General features: G+C 56.6%; 16 protein-coding genes, 1 tRNA gene and 1 pseudogene. 6 read left to right on the plus strand and 12 right to left on the minus strand.

Annotated elements, in window-relative coordinates; translation table 11 throughout:
• Positions 1 to 80: 80 nt before the first annotated feature.
• Positions 81 to 1,010 carry an alpha/beta fold hydrolase gene (locus JOE09_RS12495; RefSeq protein ID WP_205065995.1) on the plus strand — a complete coding sequence of 310 codons (930 nt, stop codon included), beginning with the start codon at positions 81 to 83 and terminating at the stop codon, positions 1,008 to 1,010.
• Between the two features lie 127 nt (positions 1,011 to 1,137).
• Here the strand turns inward: JOE09_RS12495 and JOE09_RS12500 are convergent.
• Positions 1,138 to 1,213, minus strand: a tRNA-Phe gene (locus JOE09_RS12500).
• A 764-nt stretch (positions 1,214 to 1,977) separates the two neighbouring features.
• Here JOE09_RS12500 and JOE09_RS12505 point away from each other — a divergent pair.
• Positions 1,978 to 4,128 (plus strand): ornithine decarboxylase, encoded by a 2,151-nt coding sequence (locus JOE09_RS12505; protein WP_205065996.1) that lies wholly within the window; start codon positions 1,978 to 1,980, stop codon positions 4,126 to 4,128.
• A gap of 92 nt (positions 4,129 to 4,220) precedes the next feature.
• Here JOE09_RS12505 and JOE09_RS12510 read toward each other — a convergent pair.
• The 4 genes and pseudogenes from JOE09_RS12510 to mutY form a co-directional block, all read right to left on the minus strand.
• Positions 4,221 to 4,829 (minus strand): annotated as a pseudogene (locus JOE09_RS12510) (TetR/AcrR family transcriptional regulator).
• A gap of 448 nt (positions 4,830 to 5,277) precedes the next feature.
• Positions 5,278 to 6,357: a membrane-bound lytic murein transglycosylase MltC gene (gene mltC, locus JOE09_RS12515; RefSeq protein WP_205065997.1), complete on the minus strand. Its 1,080-nt coding sequence runs from the start codon at positions 6,355 to 6,357 to the stop codon at positions 5,278 to 5,280.
• Between the two features lie 79 nt (positions 6,358 to 6,436).
• Complete coding sequence (locus tag JOE09_RS12520; protein WP_200546306.1) at positions 6,437 to 6,709, minus strand: oxidative damage protection protein; 273 nt, start codon at positions 6,707 to 6,709, stop codon at positions 6,437 to 6,439.
• The gene (gene mutY, locus JOE09_RS12525) at positions 6,709 to 7,797 is read right to left on the minus strand and encodes an A/G-specific adenine glycosylase (RefSeq protein WP_205066152.1); all 1,089 of its coding nucleotides are present in this window, start codon (positions 7,795 to 7,797) and stop codon (positions 6,709 to 6,711) included. The genes JOE09_RS12520 and mutY overlap by 1 nt, the downstream gene beginning before the upstream one ends.
• Before the next feature lie 299 nt (positions 7,798 to 8,096).
• On the opposite strand from mutY, the gene trmB reads away from it, so the two are divergent.
• The 3 genes from trmB to JOE09_RS12540 all read left to right on the plus strand — a co-directional run bounded on the left by trmB (position 8,097) and on the right by JOE09_RS12540 (position 9,959).
• Positions 8,097 to 8,816 carry a tRNA (guanosine(46)-N7)-methyltransferase TrmB gene (gene trmB / locus JOE09_RS12530; RefSeq protein WP_200546307.1) on the plus strand — a complete coding sequence of 240 codons (720 nt, stop codon included), beginning with the start codon at positions 8,097 to 8,099 and terminating at the stop codon, positions 8,814 to 8,816.
• Positions 8,816 to 9,142, plus strand: coding sequence for a YggL family protein (locus tag JOE09_RS12535; protein ID WP_105592385.1), 327 nt, complete (start codon positions 8,816 to 8,818; stop codon positions 9,140 to 9,142). The genes trmB and JOE09_RS12535 overlap by 1 nt, the downstream gene beginning before the upstream one ends.
• 100 nt (positions 9,143 to 9,242) lie before the next feature.
• Positions 9,243 to 9,959 carry a YggN family protein gene (locus JOE09_RS12540; protein WP_200546308.1) on the plus strand — a complete coding sequence of 239 codons (717 nt, stop codon included), beginning with the start codon at positions 9,243 to 9,245 and terminating at the stop codon, positions 9,957 to 9,959.
• A 99-nt stretch (positions 9,960 to 10,058) separates the two neighbouring features.
• Here JOE09_RS12540 and hemW read toward each other — a convergent pair whose 3' ends face one another.
• The 4 genes from hemW to JOE09_RS12560 all read right to left on the minus strand — a co-directional run bounded on the left by hemW (position 10,059) and on the right by JOE09_RS12560 (position 13,126).
• A complete protein-coding gene (hemW, locus tag JOE09_RS12545; protein ID WP_105592383.1) occupies positions 10,059 to 11,195 on the minus strand; it encodes a radical SAM family heme chaperone HemW in 1,137 nt (378 codons plus the stop codon).
• Entirely contained in the window at positions 11,188 to 11,781 is a 594-nt protein-coding gene (locus JOE09_RS12550; protein ID WP_105592382.1) for an XTP/dITP diphosphatase, read from the minus strand. The genes hemW and JOE09_RS12550 overlap by 8 nt, the downstream gene beginning before the upstream one ends.
• Positions 11,782 to 11,867: 86 nt before the next feature.
• Positions 11,868 to 12,407, minus strand: a complete 540-nt coding sequence (locus JOE09_RS12555) for a YggT family protein (protein ID WP_105592381.1) — start codon at positions 12,405 to 12,407, stop codon at positions 11,868 to 11,870.
• A gap of 8 nt (positions 12,408 to 12,415) precedes the next feature.
• Positions 12,416 to 13,126: a YggS family pyridoxal phosphate-dependent enzyme gene (locus JOE09_RS12560; protein ID WP_205066153.1), complete on the minus strand. Its 711-nt coding sequence runs from the start codon at positions 13,124 to 13,126 to the stop codon at positions 12,416 to 12,418.
• Positions 13,127 to 13,141: 15 nt separating this feature from the next.
• Here JOE09_RS12560 and JOE09_RS12565 point away from each other — a divergent pair, with 15 nt between their 5' ends.
• Complete coding sequence (locus tag JOE09_RS12565; protein WP_205065998.1) at positions 13,142 to 14,134, plus strand: type IV pilus twitching motility protein PilT; 993 nt, start codon at positions 13,142 to 13,144, stop codon at positions 14,132 to 14,134.
• 99 nt (positions 14,135 to 14,233) lie between these two features.
• On the opposite strand, the gene ruvX is transcribed toward JOE09_RS12565, so the two are convergent.
• The 3 genes from ruvX to gshB form a co-directional block, all read right to left on the minus strand.
• Entirely contained in the window at positions 14,234 to 14,653 is a 420-nt protein-coding gene (gene ruvX, locus JOE09_RS12570) for a Holliday junction resolvase RuvX (protein ID WP_205065999.1), read from the minus strand.
• Entirely contained in the window at positions 14,653 to 15,216 is a 564-nt protein-coding gene (locus JOE09_RS12575; protein ID WP_105592378.1) for a YqgE/AlgH family protein, read from the minus strand. The genes ruvX and JOE09_RS12575 overlap by 1 nt, the downstream gene beginning before the upstream one ends.
• A 90-nt stretch (positions 15,217 to 15,306) precedes the next feature.
• Positions 15,307 to 16,251 carry a glutathione synthase gene (gene gshB, locus JOE09_RS12580; protein WP_105592377.1) on the minus strand — a complete coding sequence of 315 codons (945 nt, stop codon included), beginning with the start codon at positions 16,249 to 16,251 and terminating at the stop codon, positions 15,307 to 15,309.
• Positions 16,252 to 16,320 lie beyond the last annotated feature (69 nt).

Here is a 16,320-nt window from a genome sequence, read left to right on the forward strand (position 1 = left end):
CAATCCGTTAAACCTCGATGACCGCATCGGGGTTTATTTTGACCTGATTAGGAAATGAACATTTCCATTCGGAGGAAAACATGCAGGAACAGGACAAACCCCGCCACGTTGGCAAGGAATTTTTCAACCGCAGCAACTTCTGGCAGACGTTCCGCCACGGTCATATCCGCGTTGGCGAAATCAAAATGCACTATGTCGAGGGCGGTGAAGGCGAGCCGATACTGCTGATCCCGGGATGGCCGCAGAGCTGGTATACGTGGCGCTACGTGATGGACGATCTGGTAAAGGCCGGGCGGCGAGTGATTGCGCTGGACCCGCGCGGCATGGGGGACAGCGATGCGCCGCTGGACGGCTACGATCTGACCACGGCGGCGGCGGATATCCACGGTTTCGTGACCGCGATGAAGCTGACCGAACGGGGGCCAATCGACGTGGCCGGTCACGATGTTGGTGCGTGGATCGGCTACGCGTATGCCGCCGACTGGCCGCAGGACATCCGTAAAATCGCACTGCTCGATGCGCTGATCCCGGGCCTGTCGGTGCCGCGCAGCGATCTTCCCTCCGAGGAGATCGCCCTGCGAAACTGGCACTTCGCCTTTAACCGCCTGAACGATCTTCCGGAGATACTGATATCCGGCAGGGAAGAAGCGTTCCTGACGTGGTTTTTCCGCGCCAAATCGCAAAATACGTCGGCCATCGCCGCCGAAGATATCGCCTTTTACGCCCGTCAGATGGCGGTGCCGGGAATTCTGCGCGCCGCAGGCTGCTACTACCGCGCGGCTTTTGGTGCAGAGGGGCTGGCGGCCAATCGTCAGCGCGCTGAAACTCAACTGACGATGCCGGTCAGGGTATTTGGCGCCGAGCGCAGCGTGGGAGCCACCATGCTGGAAGCGCTGAAGCCGCTAGGTATCGATGTTACCGGTGTGGTTGTTGAGGGGGCAGGGCATTATCTGCCTGAAGAGGCGGGGCCGAGGATTGCGCGGGAGCTGGAGGCGTTTTTTAGGGGGTGATGATTAGGAAGCAGATTAAGCCTTAAGGTACAGGGCATAGCAGAATGATGAAATTGACGTTCATTACAACTCAAATCCACCAAACCCCAAAAAGCAAAAACCCGCCGTTAGGCGGGTTCTTTGAATGTGGTGCCCGAACCCGGAATCGAACCAGGGACACGGGGATTTTCAATCCCCTGCTCTACCGACTGAGCTATTCGGGCAACGGGGCGCATTAAACCGTAACCGGCCTGCGGCGTCAATGGCTTTATGTTGGAAATCAGACTGATTGCACTCTTTTTCATCAAAGATGGCAAAATATAACCTTTCCGGCGATTTAGCATCCAAGCTCTGCGTAAGTTGGGGCTGGATCGAAAGATTACAGCATGCAGTATGGATGGAGGATGCAAGGATTACGCTTTAACCTGCGGCAGGGCGCTTTTTATTCTGCTGACCGGGCGTCCAATCCTTACTTAACGCATGGCTATTTTTCATCCGCTACCTTTTCCCCTTACAACCTCGTCTCTTTTGTCGATCGCGCGAGCTATTTATGACTGAATGTTTCCTCACTTTTTATGCATAATTAACTGCCCGGAGCGGGTTGTACCTGCCTCTAAAAGATGCCATTATTGCGCAAATTTTGCGTTAGCCGCATCCATTCAACTTTGAGGTCGCCGCCATGAAAGGTTCACTGCTGCATATCAGCAATGTTACCCGTCATCTGATGATGCCGTGCGCCTGCCGATCTCCGCTTTGTCACACCTTGTCGATAAAATCTCTCACCATGCGGTGAGGTTTTCATACGCTTTACTTTTAGCCATCAGTAAAAACAGGTGTGATCTGATTTTACTGATGTCTGGCGGTCGAAGCGGATACCCATTCTGCTGACAGCTCTCTGACACCTTTCGCCGGGAATGCCGTGCTCTGCTCGCGTTCCTATTGTGTGCCTCTGGCACCCACTCATCCTTGCCGCCTGAGGATTTGTGTTATGACACCATTAAAAATTGCAGCCAGTACTACCGTTGCCATCCACCTCCAGACCGGGCGCGAAGTCGTTACGCTGGAGAAAACCGACTTTACCGACGTAGCGGCCGTGGTCGTCTCCGTTGCAGACTCGCGCAGCGGTATGCTGGCGCTGCTGCGCCACACCGGCTTTAACCTGCCGGTGTTTATCGCGCTGGATTACCCGGAGCAGGCCCAGGAACAGGAGCTGCCGGAAGTGACCGGTATTCTGAACGGTGCCGCCGACGATGCTATCCGCCTGGAAGCCGCTGCCGCGGAGTATCAGACCGGGCTGCTGCCGCCGTTCTTTAATACGCTGACCAAGTACGTGGCGATGGACAACAGCACCTTCGCCTGTCCCGGCCATCAGGGCGGCGCGTTCTTTAAAAAGCACCCGGCGGGGCGGCAGTTCTTCGACTTCTTCGGTGAAAACGTCTTCCGCGCCGATATGTGCAATGCCGACGTGAAGCTCGGCGATCTGCTGATCCACGAAGGGTCGGCCAAGCACGCGCAGAAGTTTGCCGCGAAGGTGTTTAACGCCGACAAAACCTACTTTGTGCTGAACGGCACCTCCAGCGCAAACAAAGTGGTGACCAACGCGCTGCTGACGCGCGGCGATCTGGTGCTGTTCGATCGCAATAACCATAAGTCGAACCACCACGGCGCGCTGATCCAGGCCGGGGCCACGCCGGTGTATCTGGAAACGGCGCGCAATCCGTTCGGCTTTATTGGCGGTATTGATGCGCACTGCTTTGATGAGACCTATATCCGCAATCAGATCCGTCAGGTAGCGCCAGACCGCGCGCAGCAGGAACGTCCGTTCCGCCTGGCGGTGATCCAGCTGGGCACCTACGACGGCACGGTTTACAACGCCCGTAAGGTGATCGACAGCATCGGGCACCTGTGCGACTACATCCTGTTTGACTCTGCGTGGGTCGGCTACGAGCAGTTTATTCCGGTGATGGAAGCCTGTTCGCCGCTGCTGCTCGATCTGAAGTCGGAAGATCCGGGGATCTTCGTCACCCAGTCGGTGCATAAGCAGCAGGCCGGGTTCTCGCAAACTTCGCAGATCCACAAAAAAGATAACCACATTCGCGGCCAGCAGCGTTTTTGCAGCCATAAGCGGCTGAACAATGCCTTTATGCTGCATGCCTCAACCAGCCCGTTTTATCCGCTGTTTGCTGCGCTGGACGTTAACGCCAAAATGCATCAGGGCGAGGCGGGCCGCCGCCTGTGGCACGAGTGCGTTACGCTGGGGATTGATACCCGCAAGGCAATCCTCTCGCGCTGCGAAATGATCCGCCCGTTTATCCCGGATGACGTTGACGGCAAGCCGTGGCAGGATGCGCCAACCGAAACCATCGCCCGCGACCCGCGCTATTTCAGCTTTGCGCCGGGGGCGGAGTGGCACGGTTTTGCCGGCTATGAGAAAGATCAGTATCTGATCGATCCCTGCAAGCTGCTGCTGACTACGCCGGGCATTGATGCCACCAGCGGTCAGTACGCGTCATTCGGCATTCCGGCGACGATTCTCGCTAACTACCTGCGTGAAAACGGCGTGGTGCCGGAGAAGTGCGATCTGAACTCAATCCTGTTCCTGCTGACTCCGGCTGAAAGCGTGGAGAAGATGGCGCACCTGGTGGCCAAGCTGGCGCAGTTTGAACAGCACGTGAAGGAAGATGCGCTGCTGAGCGACGTGCTGCCGACCATCTACCGTAAAAACGTTAAGCGCTACGCCGGTTATACCCTGCGTCGTCTTTGCCTTGAAATGCACCAGCTGTACGTCAGCTACGGGGTGAAGGATCTGCAGAAGGCGATGTTCCGCCAGCAGAGCCTGCCGAAAGTGGTGATGAATCCGCAGGATGCCAACATCGAATTTATCCGTGGCAACGTTGAGCTGGTGCCGATTGCTCAGGCGGAAGGGCGTATTGCCGCCGAAGGCGCGCTGCCTTATCCACCGGGCGTGCTGTGCGTGGTACCCGGCGAAGTCTGGGGCGGCGCGGTGCAGAGCTACTTCCTGGCGCTGGAAGAGGGGCTTAACCTGCTGCCGGGCTTCTCGCCGGAACTGCAGGGCGTGTATGCCGAGGCCGATGAAAACGGGATTAAGCGCCTGTATGGCTATGTCATTACCGAGTAAATGTTGACGGCAGCCAGCCAGGATAAATGATTATCCTGGCTGGCTGGCTGGCTGGCTGGCTGGCTGGCTGGCTGGCTGGCTGGCTGGCTGGCTCAGGCTGTCTGCGCATCTTCCCGCGCCTGGCGCACAATCGCTTTAGCGATCCATTTACCAATATCCTCCAGCTCGTCGTTTTGGCAGCCCCAGATATCCTTCATTACCACGAAAATCTCTGAGCCATAAACCAGCGACAGCGAGCGAATAACCCGATCCATCAGCTCCGGCGGGAGTTCATCGTTTAGCGGTTTCACCACCTGAGTCAGAATAGCTTTGCGGTTGCCGCGCACCAGCTTCTCCTTAACCGGAAAGGCGTCGGTAGCCTGTTCCTGCGCCCACTGGGTTAGCGACAGATGAAGCGCAGCACGCAGTGTACCCTCGTGTTGCAGCATGCGGGGGAAGGCGAAACTGAACAGCTCATCAATGCGCCCGGTGGCATCCTGTCGGGTCGGCTGCCAGTTTTTAATCGGGCCAAGCGTCTCGGAAACAATCGCCGACACCAGCGCACTCTGAGTAGGAAAATAGCGGTAGGCGGTTGCCCGCGAAAGCTGCGCCTCATGGGCGACTTAGGTAATAGAAGGGAATGCACCGCTATCAAATAATCGCATAGCGGTTTCAATCAGTAAGCGACGCGTTCTTGCGCGTGTAGATGTTAGTCCTAACATCCCGGCGGAATCCCTTTGCTCCACAGTGACCTCATCTCTTGGTATAAACCTGCCTAATATTGGACCGGGCGGCAAACCGTACCGTGAACCGGCGTAAACAGTCTGAGGAGCGTACTATTCCTCACGAACGTTATGGATTATCAATACGTTATGAGTATCTCAGTTTCATTCGATTGATTTAACAATATTTTAAGGCCTGGCGAAAGTGTCAATCAGGCCATCTTTGTCTGTTTATTGCTATTTAAGGTTTTTAATTCAGTTTAATCAATTCGTTATTAATCTAAATAACATCGTCTCAAAATGAAAATGAGAAAATGGCGCACGAAAAATACATTTAATTCATGAGGGATATTAACGAAATCTGGTGATTTAATGCGAAGAGTTGATGGTAGCGACAGGCGACGGTAAGGAGTGCGGGGCGCAGCAGCGTGCGCCCCGTGGGATAAGGCTAGTAGCGGTGATAGCTCTTCTGCGCGTTATTCACTTTATACAGATAACGACGAGACTCAGCGGAAGGGTGGTTGGTAGTCAGCTGCTGATAAACGTCCGACGGCGACAGATTGTTAATCTTGCTGAAGGCGGTGTCTTTATCGCTGGAGAACACTCGCAGCACGCTGCCCGCACCGCCGTTATAGGCGGTAATGACCGCATAGCGGCGCGAGGTCGGGTTGCTGATACCGGCAAGGTAGTTACCCTGCAGCAGTGACAGATACGCCGTACCGGCATCAATATTATTGGCCGGATCGAGCAGGTAGCTGCGGCTTGGTTTGCCCCATTTACCCTTCATGCGGAACACGTCAACGCCCGCGGTGTGCTGCACCACCTGCATCAGTCCCAGCGCATCGGCGTGGCTGACCGCATAGGGGTTGAAGCTCGATTCGATCTGCATAATCGCCAGAATCAGCGACTGATCAACGCCGTATTTTTCAGCGGCCTGACGTACCAGCGGCAGGTATTTGTGCGCACGCTTATCGAGGTGGTTCGGCACCATCGGAATGGTCACGGACCAGATAACGTGCAGCCCCGAGGTACGGCGCTGGAGCTTGTTCTTAATCAGATAGTCTGCAAAGTTTCCGGCGCGGCCCTGCCAGCGAATCGGCTGGCCGGTGTTATCCAGCACCTGGCCGTAAAGCAGCGGCTCGCGGCTGATCTGAATGTCGTTGGCGTCGGAATAGAGATCGACATTACCCGGATCGTCACCGATCAGCAGGGTGGTAATAATCGCCTGGCGCAGGCTGGCCATCGGATCGGTACCGGCGATCGTCTCAATGGTGATGCTACCGGCGTCAAAGTTGATGTGGCTGCGGGTGTAGTATTGATCGCTGTACTTCACGTAGTCTTTCGGACCGGCAATCAGTACCTCATTCATACCCCAGATATTTTCGATGTTGTGGGCAAACTGTCCCATCAAAATATCAAAGCCGTTGGTGTCCTTTACCCATTCTTCATGGCTGGCATTCTGCTTCTTGCCGGAACAGGAGATCAGCAGCGGTGCGATAATCAGCAAACTCAGGAGTTTTTTATTCATCTTTCAGTGTATTGCCCACAATGTAGAAGGGCCTCATCATCAAGGCCCAACGTATGCCTGCTTCGCCAGTCAGGTTGCGTTACTCTGCTGGCGGTGTGTAACCTTCGATATGCACTTCTTTACCTTCGAACAGGAATTTGATCATCTCCTGCTCCAGCTGCTTACGGTCTTCAGGATTCATCATGCTGAGTTTCTTTTCGTTGATCAGCATGGTCTGCTTGGCCATCCATTTTGACCAAGCTTCTTTTGAAATCTCGTTATAGATGCGCTTACCCAGATCGCCCGGGTAAAGCTGGAAATCCTGCCCATCGGCGTCACGTTGCAGGAACGTGCAAAAAATAGTTCTGCTCATTACTCTTCCTCTTCTTCTGTAGCGCGAGCACTCAGCACCATTTGTTGTGGCTGGCGCAGCTGCTGTAGCAGGCGCTCTACCGGCGCGGCCAGCCCCACGGAGGGCGGCTGCGCTAAGTTATACCAGAGACCCGGACCATCATCCATTGCCGCACGGGGCGATGGCAGATCCAGCCACATAGGCACAATATCCAGATGGAAATGGCTGAAGGTATGGCGGAAGGCGATCATCTGCCGCAGATGCCGATCGTCAATGCCGCGCAGGCGCAGCGCCTTGCGCAGCTCTTCTTCGGTGGCGAACTGTGGGAAACAGTATAGCCCGCCCCAAAGACCGACGGGTGGGCGCTGCTCGAGCCACACGTGCTGGCCCTGCTGCATCAATAGCAGCCAGCCGGTGCGCTCAGGGATGGTCTGTTTCGGCTTTTTACCGGGGTATTTTGCCCAGCTGCCGTGGGCGGTGGCGATGCAGCCGTTCTTCAGTGGGCAGATCTCACATTTGGGTTTGGAACGGGTGCAAACCATCGCGCCCAGATCCATCATCGCCTGATTAAACTGGCTGACCCCAACCGCTGGCGTCACCTCGGTGCTGACCTGCCACAGGCGTTTTTCCACGTCTTTCTTACCCGGCCAGCCGTCAACGGCGTAGCAGCGGGCCAGCACGCGTTTCACGTTGCCGTCGAGAATGGGGAAGTGTTTGCCCAGCGAAAGGGAAAGGATCGCCCCGGCGGTGGAGCGGCCAACGCCCGGCAGATCGGCGACTTCCTCAAAGGTTTGCGGGAAGATGCCGCCGTGTTTTTCCACTACCGTTTTTGCCGCCTTATGCAGATTGCGGGCGCGCGCATAGTAGCCGAGGCCGGTCCACAGATGCAGGACCTCATCCAGCGGCGCGGCGGCCAGATCGCTGACGGTGGGGAAACGCGCAATAAAGCGCTCGAAGTAGGGGATCACCGTGGCCACCTGCGTCTGCTGCAGCATCACTTCAGAGAGCCAGACGGTATAAGGAGTTTTATCCAGCTGCCACGGCAGGGTTTTACGGCCATAGAGCTGATACCAGTCCAGTACCTGCTGTGCGAACTGCGACGCTTGCATCATGTAAACCACGATCTCTTGTTTCAGTTAAATCAGGCAGGAATTCCAGCACAGACCAAAGGGTGTGTAAACCGGATAATCGCTGCATTTTGTTATTGGACAGGGGCTTTGTGCCACTTTCTTGCCCTTAAGCGAAACGAAGCGCCTTCACCGGGCGATCTCCACTGGCTGAAAGGCTGGCAGCAGCTATACTGGCAGCCATTCGGGCAATACCGTTCCGTTGGCAGGGCGATCTTTATGTTTTCACCTGCTGAAGGCATAATGCCCGCTTTCCAAAGTGCACAGCGGCAGGCAGAACGATGAAAAATGATGTTATCTCACCGGAATTCGATGAAAATGGCCGCGCAATGCGCCGTATCCGCAGCTTTGTGCGCCGCCAGGGCCGCCTGACCAAAGGTCAGCAGCAGGCGCTGGATACGCTGTGGCCGGTAATGGGCGTGGAATATCAGCCGGAGCCGATCGATTTCACCACTCTGTTTGGTCGCGATGCGCCGGTCGTGCTGGAAATCGGTTTTGGTATGGGGGCGTCGCTGGTCAGTATGGCGGCGAGTAATCCGCATCAGAATTTCCTCGGTATTGAAGTGCATTCACCCGGCGTGGGCGCCTGTCTGGCGACGGCGGAAGAAGCTGGCGTGACCAACCTGCGGGTGATGTGTCACGATGCGGTGGAAGTGCTGGAAAATATGATCCCGGATAACTCCCTGCGCATGGTGCAGCTGTTCTTCCCGGACCCGTGGCATAAAGCGCGCCACAATAAGCGCCGTATCGTGCAGGTACCGTTTGCCGAGCGCGTAATGCGCAAGCTGAAGCTGGGCGGTGTGTTCCATATGGCAACCGACTGGGAAGCCTACGCCGAGCATATGCTGGAAGTGATGAGCAGCATTGACGGTTATAAGAATCTGTCGGAAACGGCTAACTGGGTGGAACGCCCGGAGTCGCGTCCGCTAACGAAATTTGAGCAGCGCGGCCAGCGTCTTGGCCACGGTGTGTGGGATCTGATGTTCGAGAGGGTTAAATAATGGCTACACAACGCAGTCGTCGTCTTCGTAAGAAAATGCACATTGATGAGTTCCAGGAGTTAGGTTTCTCCGTGGGCTTCAGCTTCGCAGAAGGGACCAGCGGAGAGAGCATCGACAGCACCGTTGATGCCCTGATCGAAGAAGTGATCGAACCTAACGGCCTGGCGTTTGACGGCAGCGGCTATCTGCAGTGGGAAGGCCTGATCTGCCTGCAAAAAATCGGTAAATGCACCGATGAGCACCGCGAACTGGTCCGTAACTGGCTGGAAGCGCGTAAGCTGAATGACGTGAAAGTCACCGAACTTTTCGACGTCTGGTGGGACTAAAAGATCAGGGTTAACCAAACGACGGGCGGATAACATCGCTCATCGAATCAAGGGCGATCGCGTTTACCGGTCGCCCTTTGTCATTTAAGGAGCAAAATTCATGCGAAAAACGCTAATTGGCGGCGCACTACTGCTGCTGGCAGCCGGTCAGGCGCAGGCGGATTATCAGTGCAGCGTTAATCCTCAGGATGATGTTGTTATCTCGCCTGCGCAGGTGCAGGTGGTCGGGGCCAATGGAAATCTGGTGATTACGCCGCAGGGCGAGGTACAGCGCAACGGCCAGCCGGTCAGCGTGGATAATGCCACTCGTCAGAAAGCCATTGATTACCAGAGTGCGCTGCGCCGCGACCTGCCGTGGATTGATAATGGTGCGAAGCAGCGTCTTGAGAAAGGCCGCGTGGCGCTGGATCGGGTGATTGTGGAAAAACTGGGTCAAAACAGCAACGTGCGCCAGCGTCTGACCACGCTGGACGGCCAGCTTAAACAGCAGATGAACCGTATTATTGAGCATCGCAGCGACGGTCTGACTTTCCACCATCAGGCAATTGAGCAGGTGCGCCAGGACGGCGAGCGGCTGGTACAGAGCGCGATGGGCGGCGTGGTGCAGGACAGCCTGAATGAAATGGGCCGCAAGCAGGCCAGCGGCAACGATAACCCGCTGCAGGCGATTATGGGCAATCTGGGAGGATTACAGCAGGCGATTCAGGCCGAATGGAGCAATCAGGAGCAGGATTTCCAGAACTTCGGCCACGAAGTCTGTAATCGCGTTACCAGTCTGGAAACGCAGCGCAAGTCGCTGGTAGCCGCGCTGAATTAACCGCTGGCGGGCAGGTTGACCGAAAGTGCCTGCCCGGCCAGCATCAGCATGGATACCCGCCGTCGGATGCGCGGGTATCCATCATTTTTCCTGAAGAAATTATTCCGCCAGGAACAGCTCAAGCAGCGAGTTCAGGAACAGCTTTCCTTTCTCGGTAATCTGCCAGTATTCCGCCGTTTCCGTCAGATACCCTTTCGCCAGCGCCTCATCCAGCTGCGCGCGCACGCTGCTTTCCGGCAGGCCGGTATAGCGTTGATACTCCGCGCGCGGTGCGGCTTCCAGCAGGCGGAAGCGGTTCATAAAGAACTCGAACGGCTTATCGGCATCCGCTACGTCGTGGCGCTTATCCAGATATTTTCCTGCCATAAAACCGCGCGGATGGCGGGTTTTGGTGGTACGGATAATCGTGCCGTCCGGCTGGGTTAACTTGCCGTGCGCGCCGCAGCCAATCCCCAGATAGTCGCCAAAGCGCCAGTAGTTGAGGTTGTGCTCGCAGCGATAGCCAGGTTTGGCATAGGCCGAGGTTTCATACTGTTGATAGCCCGCCGCGCTGAGTAGCTGGTGGCCCTGCTCGAAAATATCCCACAGGTCATCATCGTCCGGCAGGCGCGGCGGCCGTGAGGCGAACAGCGTGTTCGGCTCGATGGTCAGCTGATACCACGACAGATGCGGCGGATTCAGCTCAATCGCCTGGCGCAGATCGTCCAGCGCCTCTTCCAGCGACTGGTCAGGCAGGCCGTGCATCAGATCGAGGTTGAAACTGCGCAGGCCCAGACTTTCGGCCAGCTTTGCCGCACGTTTGGCTTCGCCCGGGCCATGAATGCGCCCCAGCCGCTCCAGTTTCTGCGAACTAAAGCTCTGCACGCCGATGGAAATTCGGTTAATCCCGGCGCGCTGATAGCCGCTAAAGCGGTCGGCCTCAACGGTACCCGGGTTGGCTTCCATGGTGATTTCCGCCGTCGGCGACAGCGGCAGACGCGCACGTACGCCGTCCAGCAGCATCTGCATCGCTTCGCTGCTCAGCAGGCTGGGCGTGCCGCCACCGATAAAGATGGTGCCGACTTCACGCCCGGAGGTGAGCGGCAGGTCGTCATCCAGATCGTTGAGCAGGTGCTGCACGTACTCTTCGTGCGGCACCTCACCCTTTAACGCATGGGAGTTGAAATCACAGTAGGGACACTTCTGTACGCACCACGGAATGTGAATATACAGGCTCAGCGGTGGGAGATTAGCCATTCTTCATGGCGTCCAGCAGCAGGTTCAACGCTTTACCGCGATGAGAAACCGCCCGCTTTTCGTCCTTGCTCAGTTCTGCTGCCGTTTTTCCCAGCTCCGGCACATAGAAAATCGGGTCGTAGCCGAAGCCACCCTGGCCCGCTTCGCTGCGTGCAATTTCACCTGCCCAGCTGCCGTGAAACACCAGCGGCGTCGGGTCGGCCGCGTGGCGCACGTAGACCAGCACGCAGTGGAACTGCGCCTGGCGCTGCCCGTCCGGCACGTTTTCCAGCGCAACCAGCAGTTTATCGAGATTTTGCTGGTCGCTGGCGTCCAGGCCCGCGTAGCGCGCGGAATAGATGCCGGGTGCGCCGCCAAGGGCATCTACCGCCAGCCCGGAGTCATCGGCGATCGCCGGCAGGCCGGTGATTTCCGCCGCGTGGCGTGCTTTAAGAATGGCGTTTTCAATAAAGGTCAGGCCGGTTTCTTCGGCTGACTCCACGCCCAGTTCCGTCTGTGCCACGATATCCAGGCCAAACTCAGCCAGCAGATGTGCCAGCTCACGAACTTTACCGGGGTTACCGGTGGCGAGTACGACTTTTTGCATATTACATCCAGAAAATTAATCAGAAACTATCAAAGCTGAGGCGCTGATGCAGCCGGTAGCAGGCAGCATCAGCGTTGCAGACTCAATCAGAACTGCGCCCAGCCCGGAATATATTCCAGACCGATGAAGTTCAGAGCATACAGAATCAGAATCACCACCATTGCCGAGAAATCGATACCGGCCATTGGCGGGATAATGCGGCGGAACGGTGCCATTAGCGGCTCGGTCAGCTGCATCAACACAAAATCAACCGGGTTGCGCCCCTGGCTGAACCAGCTCATCAGGGAACGAATAATAATCACCCAGAACACCAGTACGCCTGCGGCCTTCACCAGAATTACCAGGCCCAGGTAGAGGAAGATCGGGTCCGGGTAGAACAGGCGCAGCGCCAGCGGCCCCAGCAGGACGCTAATGATATAGGCAACCAGCAGCGAGGCGGTATCAATCGGCCCGATGGACGGAATAATGCGCCGCAGTGGTTTAATAATGGGTTGAGTGATTTTCACCACAAACTGTGAAAATGGGTTATAGAAGTCACATCGCGCCCACTGCATCCAGATGCGCAGTAACAACACTTTGATGTATATGGCAATCACCGTTGTTACCAGAAAAATCAACGCTAGCATGAGGTTCCTCAGTTGTTGTGATTAGCGACGCTGCCATAATCGCGCGCGCCGAAGATTGCGGTGCCAATACGCACCATGGTACTGCCCGCCGCAATCGCGGCGTCCATGTCGTCACTCATTCCCAGAGAAAGTGTATCCACCTCAGGATAATCACTTTGCAGCTCTTTGAGCGCTGCCGCCATCTGCTGGCACACCGCCAGCTGACGCGCGTACTCCGCTTCCGGTGCGGGGATGGCCATCAGCCCACGCAGACGCAGGCGCGGCAATTGTGCCACGGCCTGGGCCAGCGCCGGTAATTCTGCCAGCGTAATACCGGACTTACTTTGTTCATCGCTGATGTTGACCTGAATCAGCACGTTCAGCGGCTCGGTATTGTCAGGTCGCTGTTCATTCAGTCGGGTGGCGATGCGCAGACGATCGACCGTATGGCACCAGTCAAAATTCTCCGCTACCAGCCGACTTTTGTTGGATTGCAGGGGACCGATAAAGTGCCATACCAGATTGAGATCGGCCAGCAGCTGGATCTTATCCACCCCTTCCTGCACGTAGTTTTCACCAAAGCAGCGCTGCCCGGCCGCGGCGGCTTCTGCGACGGCGCTCGCAGGTTTGGTTTTGCTCACTGCAAGCAGCGTAATGTCCTGTGGATCGCGGCCGCATTGGCTTGCCGCCGCTGAGATCCGCTGGCGGACTTGCTGTAAGTTGTGCTCAATCGAAGTCATAGTCAGGGAAAAAATATGGATATTGAAGAAATTGTGGCCCTTAGTGTAAAGCATAATGCAGGAGATCTGCATCTCTGTAGTGGCTATTCGCCATTCTGGCGAAAGCATGGGCTGTTGGAACCGCTAAGCGACTGGGCAGAAGTCAGCAATGCCAGCCTGGAAAAGTTTGCGGAAACGACCCTGACCAAAACGCAGAGGGAGGAGCTGAAACAGCAAGGCCAGCTGGATTTTGCACTGACGCAGGCCGGAGTTCGGCTGCGCGCCAACCTGTTTCGCCAGCGCGGCGGGCTGTCGCTGGCGTTGCGGCTGATTGCCAGTGAGTGCCCGAGTACGGCTTCGTTGCATCTGCCTGCGGTGGTTGCCTCGCTGGAACAGCAGAGCGAGGGGCTTATCCTGATCACCGGTGCGACAGGCAGCGGTAAATCCACCACGCTGGCGGCGCTGATTGACAGTATTAATCAGCAGCAGCAGCGCCATATCCTGACGCTGGAAGATCCGATTGAGTTTCTACATACCAGCCGGCGTTCGCTGATCCAGCAGCGCGAGCTGGGAGCGCACTTTTCCTGTTTTGCCGACGGGCTGCGTGCCGCGCTGCGCGAAGATCCGGACGTTATTCTGCTGGGTGAACTGCGCGACAGCGAAACCATCCGACTGGCGCTGACGGCGGCGGAAACCGGCCACCTGGTGCTGGCCACGCTGCACGCGCGCGGTGCAGCGCAGGCGGTTGAGCGGCTGGTGGACGTCTTTCCCGGTGAGGAGAAAAACCTGATCCGCAGCCAGCTTGCAGGTAGCCTGAAAGCCGTAATAGCCCAGCGGCTGGTGGCGGCGGAGCGGGGAAGGGTGGGACTGTTTGAAGTGATGGTTAACTGCCCGGCCGCGGCCAATCTGATCCGCGAGGGGAAAACGCACCAGCTGCCCGCACTGTTGCAAACCGGCAGCCAGCTGGGAATGCAAACCTTTGAACAGAGCCTGGCGGAACGTCGGCGGCAGGGGCTATTACCGGAGTAGAGTACGCTTCAGCGTCATTATCAGCATCAGCATCAGCATCAGCATTGCTGGCAGCTGGATGCTCTGCCCTGGATGATGTTCAGGGGCTGTGCGAGCGGGTTAATAGTTATTCTCAAACCAGCTTTCTAAAATGATCACCGCTGAAAGTGAATCCACGCTGCCCTTGCTCAGCGCGCGGAAGCCGCCGCGTTCGAACAGTTCGGCACGAGCTTCCACCGTACTGAGGCGCTCGTCGTGCAGATCGACCTGCACGCCAAAGCGGCCATGCAGGCGGTTGGCAAACTTGCGTGCTCTGGCGGTCAGTGGCTGTTCGGTGCCGTCCATATTCAGCGGCAAGCCAACGACAACGCGGTCCGGCTGCCACTCTTTCAGCAGCGCTTCAATTTTGTTCCAGTCCGGGATGCCGTCCTGTGCTTTCAGCGCGGTCAACGGACGGGCGGTGCCGGTCAGCTGCTGTCCAATGGCCACGCCAATGCTTTTGGTGCCGAAGTCGAACGCCAGTAGTGTCATTGAGCTCATCAGGCGTGTCCTGCTTCGCTGGTCATCTTATGGATATCGATGCCAATGCTTTTGGCCGCTTCTCGCCAGCGTTCGGCGATTGGCGTGCGGAACAGAATGTTGCTGTTCGCCGGAGCAGTCAGCCAGGCGTTTTCCAGCAGCTCGTCTTCAAGCTGGCCTTTCTCCCAGGAGCAGTAACCCAGCGCAACGAGCACCTGCTCAGGTTGATCCGGCGTGCCGAGAGTTTCCAGTACATCACGCGAGGTGGTGACGATGGTGTTATCTGAAACGCGAATGCTGGAGGCAAAAGTGGTTTGCGCGGAGTGCAGTATAAAACCGCGATCCTCCGCCAGCGGGCCGCCGGAAAAGACCGGTTTATCCAGTTTAACCTCGGGATCGCGCGGTGTAGGCATAATCTTTAATTTTTGCAAAATGCCATCAACCGTCAGGTTTTCCATCGGTTTATTGACGATAAGCCCCATCGCGCCATCATCGTTGTGCTCGCAGATATAGACGACGGAGCGCTTAAACAGAGGGTCCTGTAAGGCCGGCATGGCAATCAAAAAATGATGCTGTAAATTCATACTTTATATTCTGTTATTGGATTAACCATCCGCTGCTGCCGTCGGATGGTTAATGGGTGAGCCGTGGGGCATCCTGCCCCGGCGTGGCGGTCAGGCCAGACGCTTTTCAATGGCATCCATCAGCATTCCGGTAATCGAAATCGGGAACGCTGACTCAATTTCGCGAATGCAGGTTGGGCTGGTGACGTTAATTTCGGTGAGCTTGTCGCCGATAATGTCCAGACCGACAAAAATCAGGCCTTTCTGCTTGAGGATTGGCCCTACGCGGCGGGCAATTTCCCAGTCGCTTTCGGTTAGCGGACGTGCTTCACCGCGACCACCGGCAGCCAGGTTACCGCGTGTTTCACCGGATTTAGGAATACGCGCCAGGCAGTAAGGCACCGGCTCGCCGTCCACCACCAGAACGCGTTTGTCACCGTCTTTAATCGCTGGCAGATAATTCTGCGCCATGCAGTAAAAGTTACCGTGCTCGGTCAGCGTTTCGATAATCACCGACAGGTTAGGGTCTTCCTGCTTGATACGGAAAATCGATGCGCCGCCCATGCCGTCCAGCGGCTTGAGGATGATATCACCGTGCTGCTGCCAGAACTCGCGGATCTGGCTGGCGTTGCGGGTGACCAGCGTGTCCGGCGTCAGCTCGGCAAACCAGGCGGTGAACAGCTTTTCGTTGCAGTCGCGCAGGCTCTGCGGTTTGTTCACGATCAGCGTGCCTTTCTCTTCCGCACGCTCAAGGATATAGGTGGCGTAGATAAACTCGGTGTCAAACGGCGGATCTTTACGCATCAGCACCACGTTCAGATCGGCCAGCGCGATATCCTGCTCGCTGCCGAATTCAAACCATTTGTCGTAATTCTGCTCAACGCTCAGCAGACGGGTACGCGCCCGGCCTTCGCCGCCGCGCAGATAGAGATCGTTCATCTCCATGTAGTGAATTTCGTAACCACGGCGCTGTGCTTCCAGCAGCATCGCAAAGCTGCTGTCTTTTTTAATATTGATGGAGGTGATCGGGTCCATCACGATGCCAAGCTTAATCATTCTTCTCTCCAGTGGTAGCTAACGTGCCGTGTCATAGTTTTCGGCTCTGCAGCGTCATTGTCGCTTGCA

The sequence above is a fragment of the Pantoea coffeiphila genome (assembly GCF_016909495.1).
GTDB lineage: Bacteria > Pseudomonadota > Gammaproteobacteria > Enterobacterales > Enterobacteriaceae > Erwinia > Erwinia coffeiphila.

Coding starts and splice junctions, on each gene's coding strand:
- JOE09_RS12550 (WP_105592382.1), bottom strand. CDS start 11,781: ATGCAAAAAGTCGTACTCGCCACCGGTAACCCCGGTAAAGTTCGTGAG.
- mltC (WP_205065997.1), bottom strand. CDS start 6,357: ATGAATAAAAAACTCCTGAGTTTGCTGATTATCGCACCGCTGCTGATC.
- JOE09_RS12520 (WP_200546306.1), bottom strand. CDS start 6,709: ATGAGCAGAACTATTTTTTGCACGTTCCTGCAACGTGACGCCGATGGG.
- JOE09_RS12535 (WP_105592385.1), top strand. CDS start 8,816: ATGGCTACACAACGCAGTCGTCGTCTTCGTAAGAAAATGCACATTGAT.
- trmB (WP_200546307.1), top strand. CDS start 8,097: ATGAAAAATGATGTTATCTCACCGGAATTCGATGAAAATGGCCGCGCA.
- JOE09_RS12540 (WP_200546308.1), top strand. CDS start 9,243: ATGCGAAAAACGCTAATTGGCGGCGCACTACTGCTGCTGGCAGCCGGT.
- JOE09_RS12575 (WP_105592378.1), bottom strand. CDS start 15,216: ATGAATTTACAGCATCATTTTTTGATTGCCATGCCGGCCTTACAGGAC.
- JOE09_RS12560 (WP_205066153.1), bottom strand. CDS start 13,126: ATGACTTCGATTGAGCACAACTTACAGCAAGTCCGCCAGCGGATCTCA.
- JOE09_RS12495 (WP_205065995.1), top strand. CDS start 81: ATGCAGGAACAGGACAAACCCCGCCACGTTGGCAAGGAATTTTTCAAC.
- JOE09_RS12565 (WP_205065998.1), top strand. CDS start 13,142: ATGGATATTGAAGAAATTGTGGCCCTTAGTGTAAAGCATAATGCAGGA.
- hemW (WP_105592383.1), bottom strand. CDS start 11,195: ATGGCTAATCTCCCACCGCTGAGCCTGTATATTCACATTCCGTGGTGC.
- JOE09_RS12555 (WP_105592381.1), bottom strand. CDS start 12,407: ATGCTAGCGTTGATTTTTCTGGTAACAACGGTGATTGCCATATACATC.
- ruvX (WP_205065999.1), bottom strand. CDS start 14,653: ATGAGCTCAATGACACTACTGGCGTTCGACTTCGGCACCAAAAGCATT.
- mutY (WP_205066152.1), bottom strand. CDS start 7,797: ATGCAAGCGTCGCAGTTCGCACAGCAGGTACTGGACTGGTATCAGCTC.
- JOE09_RS12505 (WP_205065996.1), top strand. CDS start 1,978: ATGACACCATTAAAAATTGCAGCCAGTACTACCGTTGCCATCCACCTC.
- gshB (WP_105592377.1), bottom strand. CDS start 16,251: ATGATTAAGCTTGGCATCGTGATGGACCCGATCACCTCCATCAATATT.